The following is a 14126-nucleotide window of genomic DNA, read 5'->3' on the forward strand; positions in this document are numbered from 1 at the left end:
TCCCCCGAGGAGGAGATAGCTTAGCCGGCCCGCATCCCCCACGCGCCGCCCGTCGCCCTTGCCACGATCGCTTCCAGCGGCTCGGGCCGGTGCAGGAAATAGCCCTGGCCATAGGCAACGCCCATGCCCATGAGGATTTCCAGCGCGTTCTTTTCCTCGATCTTCTCTGCCACCACGGCAGCGCCCATCGAGCGGGCGATGCCGGTGATCGCCGAAACGATCTCGCGGTCGAACCGGCTTTCGGCGATGTGCTCGACGAAGGAGCCGTCGATCTTGATGGCATCGACGGGAAAGCGCCTGAGATATTCGAACGAGCTCATGCCGGCGCCGAAATCGTCGAGGCTGACGCGGCAGCGGCGTTGCCTGGCCTTGCGCACGAACTCGGCCGCGGCATCGAAATTGGTGACGGCGGCGGTTTCTGTGATCTCGAAGCCGATCGCCGATGCCGGCGCGCCGCTGTCGGCGATCGCCTCGTCGACGAACTCCCAGAGCTGCGGATCGGAAAGCGTCTGCGCCGACAGGTTGAAGTCGAGCGAGATGGCGCCCGCGCGCATCGCCTCGCCGTGGCGCGTCAGCGCGGCGCGGATGATCCAGCGGTCGAGCCGGGCGGCAAGGCCGAAGCGTTCGGCGACCGGCATGAAACCGCAGGGCGGGATCATGTTGCCGCTGCGGCCCTCGAGCCTGGCCAGCACCTCGACGTGGCGGCTGTCCTCCCATGACTGCCCGAGCCGGTGGATCTCCTGGCCGAACAGCTTCAGCCGGCCATCCTCCATCGCATCGACCAGGTCTGCGGCAAGCCGCGCGGCGTTGAGGCCGCCGGCGCCCGACGCCGTTTCCGGCGAGAACACCGCGAAGCGGCCACGGCCGCCGGCCTTGGCGGCGTAGCAGGCATCGTCGGCGCAGGCGAGCGCGTCGGCCACGCTCATGGTGGGGTCGCGCACGAAGGCGATGCCGATGCTGGCGGCAAGCCTGCGCGAGGTGGCGGCAGAGCCGGGATCGGCGTCGTGCACCGCGGCAAGCACCGCGCGGGCAAGGCGCTCGGCGCAGGCGTCATTGCAGTTCGGCACCAACAGCGCGAATTCGTCGCCGCCGAGGCGCGCCGCCTGCCCCGACGCGGGCAGGCTGGCGAGGATGCCCGCCGCGACGCTCTTCAGCGCGAGGTCTCCGGCGGCATGGCCGGCATAGTCGTTGAGCGCCTTGAAGTAGTCGAGGTCGACATAGAACACGGCAAGCGGCAGCCGCCCGGCCATGGCGATGTTCTCGGCAAGCAGCCGGTCGAAGGCCGAACGGTTGAGCAACCCGGTCAGCGCGTCGTGACGCGCGGCGAATGCAAGCTCCTCGGCGCGCGTCTTCTCCTCGGTGATGTCGCGCACCGTGCCCAAAATCTGGCCGGCCGAGCCGACGCCGGCAATGAAACGCACCAGCGACTCGAGATGGCGGACCTGGCCGTCACGCAGGACTATCCGGTATTGCGAGGCGACGACGCTGTTCGAGCCGGGGGCGATCAGATGCGCTCGCTCGGTAGCTTCCTTGTCGTCGGGATGAAGGTAGGTGTGCCAGAGGTCGGCCGTCACCTCATCGGTATCGGCAACCAGGCCGAAGATCTCGCGCGTGCGCGCGTCCCAATAGCTCTTCTTCGTACCGATATCGTGATGCCAGATGCCGGTGCCGCTGGCGGCAATCGCGAGGCGGAAGCGGATATTGACCTGCTCGAGCGCCGCCTCGGCCTCTTTCTGCCGGGTGATGTCGGTCTGCACGCCCATCATCCTGAGCGGCTTGCCGCTGGCGTCCTGCTCGACAATGCCGCCGCGGTCGAGCACCCAGACCCAGTGGCCGTCCTTGTGGCGCAAGCGCAGCTCCGTCTCGATGGAATCGACGAGGCCCGCAATATGCCGGTCGCCGCTTTCCTGCGCGCGCTGGCGATCGTCGGGATGGGTCAGCTTCAGCCAGAGATCGGGCGTGTTGGCGAGCTCGTTCGCCTCGTAGCCCAACATCTTCGACCAGGTCGGCGAATAGTAGCAATCGCCGGTCGACAAATTCCAGTCCCATAGACCGAGATGAGCGCGATCAAGCGCCAGCGCCCAGAACTTACCGTTGCGTTTATCGTCGTCCGCCATTCTTTGTTCTTGCCATCCCGTCCCGGCAATATTGCATGGAAGCAGAGAAAAAAGGGTTACCGGGAGTGGTTCAGTTAACCTCCTCCCAGGAGGGGGGGATGGCCGGCAGGCCAGAGGGGGCGTGAAGGATCGCGACGTTGATTTTGTTGGGGTGGAGCTGGTCGCTAACCGGCTTGGCTGTGACTGCAAAAATTGAAACGCCGGCGGGACAGCACCCCCGTCTGCGCTCGACCGCCGCCGCCAATCGCCTAGCCCACCGCCAACCTTCGCCTCACCACCGCCGCATGGAACCGTGCGCCGTGCAGCAGGGCCATGTCGTCGAAATCATAGGACGGGTTGTGCAGCGGTGCCGTATCGCCATTGCCCATGAAGACGAAGCAGCCAGGCACATGGTCGAGGAAGCGGGCGAAATCCTCCGAGGCGGTCATGGGCTCAGCCGCGATGCGAACGGCATCGTCGGCCGCGACGCGAACAGCGTCGTCGGCCAGCACGGACCGGGCCGCCGCAAGCGCCTCGTCGACCAATGCCGCATCGTTGATCAACGGCACGAACTCGCGGGTGTAAGCGACTTCAGCCGCAACGTTATAGGCCTGGGCCGTGCCGTCGGCGATGCGGCGCATCTCCTTTTCGATCGCGGCGCTCACCTCGGGCCGGAAACTGCGGCAGTCGCCGAGGATGCGCGCCGTGCCGGGCAGCGCATTGCGGGTGCCGTCGGCAATGAGCTCGGTCACCGAGACGACGCCGATATCGGCGGGGCTCAGGCGCCGCGAGACGATGGTCTGGAGGTTGACGACCAGCGCGCAGGCGGCGACCAGGGTCTCCTGGCCGGCATGCGGCCGCGCCGCGTGGCCGCCCAGGCCCTTGAGCACGATCTCGAAATTGTCCTCGGCCGACATGACCGAACCGCTCCGGGTCTCGAAATGACCGATGGGCAGACCGGGCATGTTGTGCAGCCCAAAGACCTCCTCGAAGGGGAAGCGCTCGAGCAGGCCGTCGCCCAGCATAGCCAGCGCGCCCCTGCCCCATTCCTCGGCCGGCTGGAAGATGAAGCGCACCGTGCCGTCGAAGCCGCCCTCACCGGCAAGCAATTTCGCCGCGCCGAGCAGCATCGAGGTATGGCCGTCATGGCCGCAGGCATGCATGGTGCCCGGCATTTGCGAGCGCCAGGCTTGCCTGCCCTGCTCCGCGATGTGCAGCGCATCCATGTCGGCGCGCAACGCGATGGCACGGTTGCCGCTGCCTCGGGTCAGCGTGCCGACGACGCCGGTGCCGCCGACGCCTTCGGCGACCTCCAGGCCGAACTCCCGCAATTTCGCGGCGATAAAAGCGGCGGTGCGCTGTTCCTCGAAGCCGAATTCGGGATGGGCGTGGAGATCGCGTCGCCACGCCGTCATCTCGCTGTGCAGTGCCTGCTGGTCGAGCTCAGCCATCGTTGCCCTCAAGTCTCTTTTCTTGACGCAATTCTGGACGGAAGGCTACGTCGAAGTCGCCGAGTCAACCGCTGCGCGCTTTTCCCGGAATTGCTCTCAGGCAGTCTGCAGGAACACCTCTGCCGGCGCCATCCCGACCAGCTCGGCAAAGCGGCCGTGGTCGGTGGCGCCCTCCGAGTTGACGACGAGCACGCGGGAGCCGGCATCGAGGCCTAACGCCGCGCGCATCTGCCCGTCGCCCGCAGCGCGGACCAGTCCGGCAAGCCCGACGCCGCCGCTCTCGCCGGAGACGATCGCCGGATCGTTGTCCAAGGGCCGCGCCAGCCGCTTCATCACGGCGACCGCGTCCTCTTCTTCCACTGTCATGAAGGCATCGCCGACGCGCGCCAGCACGCGCCAGGCGACCAAGGACGGCTCGGCGCATTCGAGCATCGTCATCACGGTCGGCTGCTGCTGGGCGATCGTCACCGGACGTCCGGCCTCAGCCGAAGCGTAGAGGCACGCCGAGCGCCGCGGCTCGACCACCACCGCTTTCGGCCGCCTGGAGCCAAGTATGACCGCCATATGGCAGGCAATTGCCGCCGCGAAGCCGCCGACGCCGGCCTGCAGGAAAATATGCGTCGGTGGCTCGGCCAGGCGCCGCAGCGTCTCGCGCACGATCACAGTGTAGCCCTGCATGACCAGTCCGGGGACGCGCTCATAGCCGAGCCAGGACGTGTTGGAGACGATCTTCCAGCCGCGCTCGGCACCGACGCGGGCGACCTCGCGCACCGTATGGTCATAGCCGCCCTCGACCCGCACGATCTCGGCGCCGAGGCGGGCGATGGCCGCGACGCGCTCGGCGCTGACGCCGGCATGGACGAAGATCACCGAACGCGCACCGACAAGCCCGGCGCCCTGCGCCACGGATCGGCCATGGTTGCCGTCGGTGGCGCAGACAAAGATCATGCTCGACGCGATCCCGCGCACTCTCGGCTCGTTGATCTCCGAGACATCGACATCGCGACCGAGGCGCTTGCCGGCCTCTTCCAGCACCAGCCGCATGACGGCATAGGCGCCGCCCAGCGCCTTGAAGCTGCCAAGGCCGAGACGCTGGCCTTCATCCTTGACATGAAGTGCCGCGACGCCGAGGTGATCGGCCAGCGCCGGCAAGGCGTGCAGCGGCGTTTCGGCATGATCGTCGCGCGCCTTGAGGTAACGCTCGGCCCGCTCGCCCCCCGCGATGCCGAGCGACTCGGCATCGGCGGCAACCAACGGCTGGTTGTGTTCTGGACGTTGGTTGAGAAGCAGCATGCTAGTCTTCCTGCGAGGCACTGAGCTCTGTCGGCGGGCGCGATTCGGGCGCGATTTTGGATGTTTTAATTGGCTAAGTGATTGAAGTTTGTTTCGATTGGATGTCGCCGGATGTTCGCTTCTGGACGACCAGATAGAGCCAACATGACTATTTTTGGTGGTATTTCATCCCCAGCGGCACCCCTATCTGGTTCCTCCCGCGATCAGCCGCCCGCCAGCCGGGCGGCGACGCTAAGCAGGATGTTGGCGCCGGCGACCAGCTCGTCGGGAGCGGTGAACTCGGCGGGGTTGTGGCTAATGCCGCCCCGGCTCGGCACGAAGATCATCGCGGACGGCGCGATGCGGGCGATCATCTGCGCGTCGTGGCCGGCGCCCGAGGTCATGCGCCGGCACGAAAGGCCGGCGGCCCTGGCGCCATCCTCGATCAGCGCGACGATGCGGGCATCGAAGGTCACCGGCTCGAAACGCGCCAGGCTTTCGGCATGGACGGTAACGCCGGCGCTTGCAGCCAATTTGTCGAGGAAGGCGGCAAGCGCCGCCTCCTCTTTGCGAAGGTGCGTTTCCTCGGGATCGCGCAGGTCGATCGTGAAGGTCGCCCGCGACGGGATGACGTTGATGGCGTTCGGCTCGAACGCGATGGTGCCGACGGTGGCGACAGTGCGCGTCGACGAGGCGCTGGCCCGGTCCGCCAAGAAGCCGATCACGCGGGCGGCGGCGACGCCTGCGTCCTTTCGCATCGACATCGGCGTGGTGCCGGCATGGTTGGCCTCGCCGTTAATGGTAACGCGCTGCCAGGAAATGCCCTGCAGGTTTTCGACCGCGCCGATGGCGATGCCCTCGCGCTCGAGCACCGGCCCCTGCTCGACATGCAGCTCGACATAGGCATGCGGCTTGAGGAAGCGGGGCTGATGCCGACCGGCATAGCCGATGCGCTCCAGCTCCTTGCCCAGCACCGTGCCGTCGGTGCCGACCGAGGCCAGCGCTTCCTCGAGGTTCCGACCGCCGGCAAAGACCAGCGAGCCCATCATGTCGGGCGAGAAGCGCACGCCCTCCTCGTTGGTGAAGGCGGCAACCACGATCGGGCGCGCCGGCGCGAAGCCGGCCTCCCTCAGGCACTCGATCGCTTCGAGGCCGGCAAGCACGCCATAGCAGCCGTCATAGATGCCGGCGTCGATCACCGTGTCGATATGCGAGCCGAGCATGACCGGCTGCTGGCCGCTATTGGCATCGTCGCGCCAGATGCCGAAAATGTTGCCGATGCGGTCGACGGCGACCTCGAGCCCTGCCTCTTCCAGCCAGCCGACGAGGCGGTCGCGGCCGAGCCGGTCCATCTCGGAGGCGGCGACGCGGACCAGCCGCCCCTGCGCATCGCGGCCGATACTGCCGAGCTCCTGGATACGGCCGAGAAGCCGGTCGGCGTTGATCGTCAGATTGCTCATGCCGGCAGCCTCGCTTGCGCGACTTCTTCCGGCGCCATTCCGACCAGCTCGGCATAGCGGCCGGGATCGGTCGCGCCTTCGGAATTGATGATCAGCACGCGGGAATTCCCATCGAGACCGAGCGCCGCGCGCATCTTGTTGTCGCCGGCAGCGCGGATCAGCCCGGCGAGCCCTGCCCCGCCGCTCTCGCCCGAGACGATCGCCGGATCGTTGCCGGCAGGTCTCGCCAGACGGTTCATCACCGCGACGGCATCTTCCTCGTCCACGGTCATGAAAGCATCGCCGACCCGTGACAGCACGCGCCAGGCGACCAGAGACGGCTCGTAGCATTCGAGCATCGCCATCACCGTGGGCTTGCTGTGCGCGATCGTGACCGGACGTCCGGCCTTGGCCGTCTCATAGACGCAGGCCGCCCGCGTGGGCTCGACCACGATGGCCTTCGGGCGATCCTCGCCAAGCATGATGGCGAGATGGCCGGCGACCGCCGCGGCGAAGCCGCCGACGCCGGCTTGAAGGAAGACGTGGGTGGGCGGCTGCGGCAAGCGCCTCAGCGTCTCGCGCACGATCACCGTGTAGCCCTGCATCACAAGCCCGGGTATGCGCTCATAACCCGGCCAGGACGTGTCGGAGACGACGGTCCAGCCGCGCTCGGCGGCGACGCGGGCGGCTTCCCTGACCGACTGGTCGTAATCGCCGGCGACGCGCACTATTTCGGCGCCGAAGCGGGCAATGGCCGCCACGCGCTCGTTGCTGACACCCGAATGAACGAAGATGACGGAGCGCGCGCCGACAAGGCCGGCGCCCTGCGCCACCGAGCGCCCATGATTGCCGTCGGTTGCGCATGCGAAGGTCATCTGCGCGGCGACCGCCTTCACCTCAGGCTTGTGCAGGTCCGCGACATCCACGGCGCGGCAGAGCCGGCTACCGGCCTCCTCCAGCACCAGATGCATGACGGCATAGGCGCCGCCGAGCGCCTTGAAACTGCCGAGGCCGAGGCGCTTGCCCTCGTCCTTGACATGCAGCGCGTCGATGCCGAGCTCGGCCGCCAACGCCGGCAGGGCGTGCAGCGGCGTCTCGGCATGATTGTCGCGCGCGGCAAGGAAGCGTTCCGCTTCATCGGCCCCGGCGAGCCCAAGCGTCGCTGCGTCCTCCTCGCTCAGCGGCTGGCGATGGTCCGGGTGGCGGTTGAGCAGCAACATGGGTTTCTCCGTCTTGATGATCGAAATTTATTGCAGGCTAGGCGAGAAAGACGCTCTGTTTTGGCGCCTGAATTGCAAGTTTGTTTCGTTTGGAGCGCTGCCATGTCCATTTCGCCCGAACTCGACGCCTTCGACCGCGCCATCCTCGCCATCCTGCAGAAGGACAACGCCACGCCGCAGCGCACGATCGGCGAGAAGGTCAACCTGTCGGCGCCGGCCGTGCAGCGGCGCATCAAGCGCATGGAGGAGACCGGCGTCATCCGCGCCAATGTGGCGCTGGTCGATCCGGCCAAGGTCGGCCACCCGATCACGATCTTCGTCGAGGTGGAGGTGGAGAGCGAACGCGCCGAGCTCATCGACGCCGCCAAGCGCGGTTTTGCCCAAGTGCCCGAAGTGCAGCAATGCTACTACGTCACCGGCGAGGCCGATTTCATCCTGGTCGTCACGGTGGCGACGATGGCCGATTACGAGGCGCTGACTAGGCGGCTGTTCTTCGAGAACAACAATGTCAAAAGGTTTCGCACGTTTGTCGCCATGGACCGGGTGAAGGTGGGGATGGAAGTGCCGGTCGGGTGAGGCGTCGAAGCTGCCGACCTCCCCAACGGGGGGAGATCGGCTGTCGTCCTGGCTTTCGCCAATCTCCAGCCTTTACTGGGTCGGCGACGCGGCGTGTTCGCACGACACTTTCGGGTTCATGTCGGCGAAGGTGCCGGTCGGGTTGCCTTTCCAGGCCCAGACATGCAGTTCGTAGAACTCGCCCAGGCCGTAGCGGTTGGGCGCGCTGTTGAAGTTGAACAGCTGGCCGTCGAGCGACGCGGGCCCCTTCGAGGTGATGTATTCGACCGCCACCAGCTTCAGCGTGCCGTCGGCCATCGGCTCGTACATGACCGCTTCCGGACGGGCGATATCGATCTTGTCGTCCTTCAGATACTGGCCGTTGACATAGTGGATGCCCATGGCGCCGCCGGTGATACCGCTGGCGCAAGGAATGGACGCATAGCCCTCCGCCGTGGCAGCCTTGACGTCAAGAAACCGGCTGTTGGCCGCTCGCACCTTGTCGGCCAGCGGGTTGGCGCCGGACACCGATGCAGCCGCGTCCTGATGCGCCTGGGCGAAGGTCGTACAGGCCGTCAGCGCAGCCGCTGCCATGAGCAGCCTGTTACAAAAGTTTGGTGTCATGTTCATTCCGTTCTTCCTGAAAAGCACGGCTGGCCGGCCGCCGAAAATACGGCGGCGCGACAGGCAAGCGCCGTGGCTGTTTGTGCTTGATGATCCCGGTTTGGATGCGGCGGCTGCCGATCATCCCTTCGGCAGGTACGAAATCGTTCCGGCCAGATCGGTGTTGTCGATCAGCTGAAAGCGGCTGTCGCTGCCGCCCTGGCGGGCCGACACGAAGGGGGCGTAGGCCGGATCATTGGTGAAGGCGTGCGCCGCCGCTTCCGATGGAAAGGCCATCAGCGCGATCAGTGTCGTGTCGAGCGGCTTGCCCTCGAGCGTCCTCACATTGCCGCTGCGCGCCAGATATCTGCCGCCGTGCTTGTGAACGAGGTCGTGCACGGTCGCGGCGTAGTCCGGTATCCATTTCGGATCTTTCACTTTGATGTCCGCGATAAGGTAAGCGGTCATGGTCATTCTCCTGGTTGCTGCGCACAGGGATATCCCGTGCGTCGGCCAAACGGCTCGCACGGCAAGGCTCGCGCCAACCAGTCCTGGATCTGTACCGGCCCGGTACAGTTTCTGTACTCGCCGCTTCATTCATGAAGGTCTAATGTCCGGTCGACTTTTGAGGAGGCGCCGATCATGGCCCAGCACGGTTACAAGCAGTTCTGCCCGCTATCGATGGCCGCCGAGGTGCTGTGCACCCGCTGGACGATGGTGTTGATGCGCGAGCTGGTGGCGGGCTCGACCCGCTTCAACGACCTGCGCCGCGGCGTGCCGAAAATGTCGCCGACCCTTCTGTCGCAACGGCTGAAGGAGCTGGAGCTGGCGGGGGTCGTGGAGCGCCGGGAAGTCCCCGGCGAGAAGGGTATCTTCGACTATCGGCTGACCGAGGCGGGACTCGATTTGCGCCCTGTTGTCGAGGCGATGGGCTTCTGGGGACAGAAATGGGTCGAGTCCCGGCTGTCGTTGAAGAACCTCGATCCGTCGCTGCTGATGTGGGATATGCGGCGCAATCTGAACCCCTTGCCGCTGCCCGAGGGAAGAACGGTGATACAATTTCTGTATCAGGATCTGCCGGCCTCGAAACGCTCGTGGTGGCTGATCGTCGAGAAGCATGGCGAGGTCGATTTGTGCTGGTACGATCCGGGTTTCGAGGTGGACCTCTACGTCTCGACCGATCTCCACACGATGACCGCAATCTGGATGGGCGTGCTGACTGTCGAGAAGGCCGGCGTGAAGGTCGTCCTGACCGGCGACAAGGCCATTGGCAGGAAGATGCAAACCTGGCTCGGGCTCAGCCCGTTCGCGGTCGAACCCAAGCGGGCGGCATAGCCGGGCACCACCTTGCTGTCGCACGTTTGTGGCGATGGACCGGGAAGGCGGGCCGGAAGTGCCGGCGGGCGCACCTCGCTCAACATGACCCCTTCGAGCCATTTCGTATCATCGAATGATACTTTGCGCTTGATCTTGAAGACGCATCATGAGAAGATACGTTTCGGGGGAAGTGGATGATACGTTCGTTCAGAGACAGCACCACTGAGGCGGTTTCGACAGGCAAAGCTCCGAAAGGATTCCCGGCAGATCTCGTTCGTGTCGCTCAACGGAAACTGTTCATGTTGGACAACGCTGCCGAACTGGCCGATCTCAAGGTCCCACCGGGAAACCGGCTTGAAGCGCTGAAGGGCGATCGCGCCGGTCAATACTCGATCCGTATCAACGACCAATTTCGCGTTTGCTTTCGGTGGACGGATGGTGGAGCGGACGATGTAGAGATCACCGACTATCATTAGCTGAACCAACCAGCTCTATCCGACAGGAGCGGAACCAAATGATCGACCTCGACAAGCCTATTCATCCCGGCGAGATATTGAGGGCCGAGTTCCTCGAGCCACTCGACCTGAAGCCCTACACCGTGGCGAAGAAGCTTCACGTCCCACGTACGCGTATCGAACGCCTTGCCAACGAGACCACCCCTGTTACGCCAGACACCGCTTTGCGCCTCGCAAAGTTCTTTGGGACGACTCCGCAGTTCTGGATGAACATGCAGGCCAGCTATGACCTCGCCGTCGAGGGCACCTCCATACAGGAAGAACTCAAAGAGATTGAGCGGTTCGGGGCGGCCGCAGCTTAGGAGTTCTTGCCGCCCGCCCTCCACCCCAGCCACCGCGCATAGACCTCCCCGACAATCCCACGCCGGAATACCAGCACGCAGACCATGAAGATCAGCCCCGTGGCGATGGTCACAGGGAAGCCGGATGTCGCGAGTGTATTCTCCAGCCCGACGACAAGGCCCGCGCCCGCCACCGGGCCGACCATGGTGCCGATGCCGCCGAGCAGCGTCATCAGGATCACTTCGCCCGACATCTGCCAGGTGACGTCGGTGAGCGTGGCGAACTGGAAGACGATCGTCTTGGTCGCGCCGGCAAAGCCGGCAAGCGCGGCCGACATGACGAAGGCGGCGAGCTTGTAGCGGCCGACGGAATAGCCGAGCGAAATGGCGCGGTTCTCGTTCTCGCGGATGGAGCGCAGGATCATGCCGAAGGGCGAGTTGACGATGCGCCAGATGGCGAAGACGCCGATGAGGAAGACGGCGAGCACGAAGAAATACATGTTCATGGCGACGTTGAGGTCCACGACGCCGAACAGGTGGCCGCGAGGCACGCCCTGGATGCCGTCCTCGCCCTCGGTGAAGGGCGCCTGGACGCAGAAGAAATAGAACATCTGCGCCAGCGCCAGCGTGATCATCGAGAAATAGATGCCCTGCCGGCGGATGGCGAGGAAGCCCATGACGAGGCCCATGCCCGCGGCACCTGCGGTGCCGAGCAGGATGCCGGCCTCTGGCGGCCAGCCCCAGGCTTTCACCGCATAGGCGCAAAAATAGGCCGCGCCGCCGAAGAAGGCGGCATGGCCGAAGGAAAGCAGGCCGGTGTAGCCCAAGAGCAGGTTGAAGGCGCAGGCAAACAGCGCAAAGCACAGCATCTTCATGACGAAGATCGGATAGATGACGAAGGGCGCGGCGATCAGCGCCACGATGCCCAACACCACCAGCGCCCGTTCGAGCCTCACGGAGGCGGCGGCTCGTTCTGCGTGAAGGGTCGCCTCGCTCATCTCAGGCGTCCCTTCCGAACAGGCCGGCGGGCCTGAGCAAAAGCACGATCGCCATAATGACGAAGACGACGAGGTTCGAGGCCTCGGGATAGAAAACCTTGGTCAGGCCCTCGGCGAGGCCGAGCATGTAGCCGGTGACGATGGCGCCGAGGATCGAGCCCATGCCGCCGACCACGACAACGGCGAAGACGACGATGATCAGGTCCGAGCCCATCAGCGGGCTGACCTGGTAGACCGGAGCGGCGAGAATGCCGGCGAGCCCCGCAAGCGCCGCGCCCAGCCCGTAGGTGAGCGTGAGCAGAAGCGGCACGTTAACGCCGAAGGCCTGAACCAGTTCCGGGTTCTCGGTGGCCGCGCGCAGATAGGAGCCTAGCCTGGTCTTCTCGATCAGCAGCCAGGTGCCGATGCAGACGATGAGCGAAGCCGCCACCACCCAGCCGCGATAGTTGGGCAGGAACATGAAGCCGAGATTGGTGCCGCCGGCGAGCAGCGCGGGCACGGCGTATGGATTGCCGGAGACGCCGTAATAATAGCGGAACACGCCTTCGATGACCAAGGCAAGGCCAAAGGTGAAGAGCAGGCCATAGAGTGGGTCGAGGCGGTAGAGATGCGACAAAGCAAGGCGCTCGACCGCCATGCCGAACAGGCCGACGACAAGCGGCACCAGGACCAGCGCCGGCCAGTAGCCGATGCCCAAATGCACGAGCAGCAGATAGCCGATGAAAGCGCCCAGCATATAGAGCGCGCCATGGGCGAAGTTGATGATGCGTAAGAGGCCGAAGATGACGGCGAGGCCGAGGCTGAGCATGGCGTAGAACGAACCATTGATCAGGCCGACGAGGAGCTGACCGAGAAGCGCCTGGATGGGGATGCCGAAGATCATGGTCATGGCGCCATCATACCCCTAGCACCTCGTGCAGCTTATCGGTGTGCGCGGTCAGCTGGCCGACGGCAAAACCCTCCACCACCTTGCCGTGCTCCATCAGGTAGAAGCGGTCGGCGATGCGGGCGGCGAAGCGGAAGTTCTGCTCGACCAGCAGGATGGTCATGCCGCGCTTCTTCAGCGTCGCCAGCAACTCGCCGATTCGCTGGACGATGACGGGCGCCAGGCCCTCGGTCGGCTCGTCGAGCAAAAGCATCTCGACGCCGGTCCGCAGGATGCGGGCGATGGCCAGCATCTGCTGCTCGCCGCCGGACAGCTTCGTGCCCTGGCTGTTGCGGCGCTCCTTGAGATTGGGGAAGAGCTTGAAGATTTCTTCCACGCTCATACCGCCCTTGGCCACGACGGGCGGCAGGATGAGGTTCTCATCGACGGTAAGAGTGGCGAAGATGCCGCGCTCCTCCGGCACGAAGCCAATGCCCTGATGCGCGACGCGGTGCAACGGCAGGCGGATCAGGTCCTTGCCGTTGAAGGTGACGGAGCCCGTGCGCTTACGGATCAGGCCCATGATGGCGCGCAGCGTCGTCGTCTTGCCGACGCCGTTGCGGCCAAGCAGCGTCACGGTCTCGCCGCGCATAACGTCGAGGTTGACGCCATGCAGCGCATGGCCCTCGCCATACCAGGCGTGGAGGTCGCGCACGGCAAGCAGCGGCTCACTCATGCTCGGTTCCCATGTAGGCGACGCGGACGCGCTCGTCCTGGCTGACGGCGGCGTAGTCGCCGGCGGCGAGCACCTGGCCGCGCTGCATGACGGTGATCCAGTCGCAGAGATCGGCAACCACGGTGAGGTTGTGCTCGACCATCAGCACGGCGCGGTCTTTTGCCAGCGAGCGGATAATGCCGGAGATCGTGCCGACGTCCTCATGCCCCATGCCGGCCATCGGCTCGTCGAGCAGAAGCACCTTCGGTTCGAGCGCCAATGTGGTCGCGATCTCCAGCACGCGCTTGCGGCCGTAAGAGAGATCGCCGGCGAGACGATGCGCCGTGTCATCGAGGCCGACGATGGCGAGCAGCTCGCGTGCCCTTGGCGTCAGCCGATCCAACGCCGAGACCGGGCGCCAGAACTGGTAGCCCAGCCCGCTTGGACGCTGCAGCGCCACGCGCACATTGTCGAGCACGGAGAGATGCGGAAAGATCGCCGATATCTGAAAGGAGCGGACGAGCCCCATGCGCGCCACTTTGGCCGGCGGCGTGCGGGTGATGTCGGTGCCGAGCAATTCGATCCTGCCGCTGGTCGGCTGCAGGAATTTGGTCAAGAGATTGAAGATGGTAGTCTTGCCGGCGCCGTTCGGGCCGATCAGCGCATGGATCTTGGCGTGATGGACGTCGAGGTCGACATCCTTCACCGCGACGAAGCCGGCGAAGTCGCGCCTGAGGCCGCGGGCGGAAAGCACCACCCGCGGCATCTGATCCGTGCTGTCCGGGCGGACAGCGGTGGC

General features: G+C 65.4%; 15 protein-coding genes. 4 read left to right on the forward strand and 11 right to left on the reverse strand.

Features of this window, described 5'->3' with window-relative positions; translation table 11 throughout:
• Window positions 1-20 precede the first annotated feature (20 nt).
• The 5 genes from FJW05_RS10800 to FJW05_RS10820 all read right to left on the reverse strand — a co-directional run bounded on the left by FJW05_RS10800 (window position 21) and on the right by FJW05_RS10820 (window position 7478).
• The gene (locus FJW05_RS10800) at window positions 21-2117 is read right to left on the reverse strand and encodes an EAL domain-containing protein (RefSeq protein ID WP_140631397.1); all 2097 of its coding nucleotides are present in this window, start codon (window positions 2115-2117) and stop codon (window positions 21-23) included.
• A 248-nt stretch (window positions 2118-2365) separates the two neighbouring features.
• Window positions 2366-3547: a M20 aminoacylase family protein gene (locus FJW05_RS10805; protein WP_140631401.1), complete on the reverse strand. Its 1182-nt coding sequence runs from the start codon at window positions 3545-3547 to the stop codon at window positions 2366-2368.
• Window positions 3548-3643: 96 nt separating this feature from the next.
• Window positions 3644-4840: a diaminopropionate ammonia-lyase gene (locus FJW05_RS10810; RefSeq protein ID WP_140631407.1), complete on the reverse strand. Its 1197-nt coding sequence runs from the start codon at window positions 4838-4840 to the stop codon at window positions 3644-3646.
• A 203-nt stretch (window positions 4841-5043) separates the two neighbouring features.
• Window positions 5044-6279: a Zn-dependent hydrolase gene (locus FJW05_RS10815; protein ID WP_140631410.1), complete on the reverse strand. Its 1236-nt coding sequence runs from the start codon at window positions 6277-6279 to the stop codon at window positions 5044-5046.
• Window positions 6276-7478: a diaminopropionate ammonia-lyase gene (locus tag FJW05_RS10820; RefSeq protein ID WP_140631413.1), complete on the reverse strand. Its 1203-nt coding sequence runs from the start codon at window positions 7476-7478 to the stop codon at window positions 6276-6278. The genes FJW05_RS10815 and FJW05_RS10820 overlap by 4 nt, the downstream gene beginning before the upstream one ends.
• Window positions 7479-7580: 102 nt before the next feature.
• On the opposite strand from FJW05_RS10820, the gene FJW05_RS10825 reads away from it, so the two are divergent.
• Complete coding sequence (locus tag FJW05_RS10825) at window positions 7581-8054, forward strand: Lrp/AsnC family transcriptional regulator (RefSeq protein ID WP_140631415.1); 474 nt, start codon at window positions 7581-7583, stop codon at window positions 8052-8054.
• A 72-nt stretch (window positions 8055-8126) separates the two neighbouring features.
• On the opposite strand, the gene FJW05_RS10830 is transcribed toward FJW05_RS10825, so the two are convergent.
• Window positions 8127-8663, reverse strand: a complete 537-nt coding sequence (locus FJW05_RS10830; RefSeq protein ID WP_181164902.1) for a hypothetical protein — start codon at window positions 8661-8663, stop codon at window positions 8127-8129.
• Between the two features lie 114 nt (window positions 8664-8777).
• Entirely contained in the window at window positions 8778-9104 is a 327-nt protein-coding gene (locus tag FJW05_RS10835; protein WP_140543052.1) for a DUF1330 domain-containing protein, read from the reverse strand.
• A gap of 174 nt (window positions 9105-9278) precedes the next feature.
• Here FJW05_RS10835 and FJW05_RS10840 point away from each other — a divergent pair, with 174 nt between their 5' ends.
• The 3 genes from FJW05_RS10840 (at window position 9279) to FJW05_RS10850 (ending at window position 10770) form a co-directional block, all read left to right on the forward strand.
• Window positions 9279-9971, forward strand: coding sequence for a helix-turn-helix domain-containing protein (locus FJW05_RS10840; RefSeq protein ID WP_140631418.1), 693 nt, complete (start codon window positions 9279-9281; stop codon window positions 9969-9971).
• Between the two features lie 176 nt (window positions 9972-10147).
• Window positions 10148-10429: a type II toxin-antitoxin system RelE/ParE family toxin gene (locus FJW05_RS10845; protein ID WP_140631420.1), complete on the forward strand. Its 282-nt coding sequence runs from the start codon at window positions 10148-10150 to the stop codon at window positions 10427-10429.
• A gap of 38 nt (window positions 10430-10467) precedes the next feature.
• A complete protein-coding gene (locus tag FJW05_RS10850; protein ID WP_140631423.1) occupies window positions 10468-10770 on the forward strand; it encodes a HigA family addiction module antitoxin in 303 nt (100 codons plus the stop codon).
• Here FJW05_RS10850 and FJW05_RS10855 read toward each other — a convergent pair.
• The 4 genes from FJW05_RS10855 to FJW05_RS10870 are packed head-to-tail and all read right to left on the reverse strand — an operon-like array spanning window position 10767 to window position 14093.
• Window positions 10767-11747 (reverse strand): branched-chain amino acid ABC transporter permease, encoded by a 981-nt coding sequence (locus FJW05_RS10855; protein ID WP_140631425.1) that lies wholly within the window; start codon window positions 11745-11747, stop codon window positions 10767-10769. The genes FJW05_RS10850 and FJW05_RS10855 overlap by 4 nt on opposite strands.
• Window position 11748: 1 nt before the next feature.
• Window positions 11749-12636 (reverse strand): branched-chain amino acid ABC transporter permease, encoded by an 888-nt coding sequence (locus tag FJW05_RS10860; RefSeq protein WP_140631428.1) that lies wholly within the window; start codon window positions 12634-12636, stop codon window positions 11749-11751.
• A 7-nt stretch (window positions 12637-12643) separates the two neighbouring features.
• Window positions 12644-13348, reverse strand: coding sequence for an ABC transporter ATP-binding protein (locus FJW05_RS10865; RefSeq protein ID WP_140631430.1), 705 nt, complete (start codon window positions 13346-13348; stop codon window positions 12644-12646).
• Window positions 13341-14093, reverse strand: coding sequence for an ABC transporter ATP-binding protein (locus FJW05_RS10870; protein WP_140632042.1), 753 nt, complete (start codon window positions 14091-14093; stop codon window positions 13341-13343). Before FJW05_RS10870 ends, FJW05_RS10865 begins: the two co-directional genes overlap by 8 nt.
• Window positions 14094-14126 lie beyond the last annotated feature (33 nt).

It is taken from the genome of Mesorhizobium sp. B2-9-1, assembly GCF_006439455.1.
Lineage (GTDB): Bacteria > Pseudomonadota > Alphaproteobacteria > Rhizobiales > Rhizobiaceae > Mesorhizobium.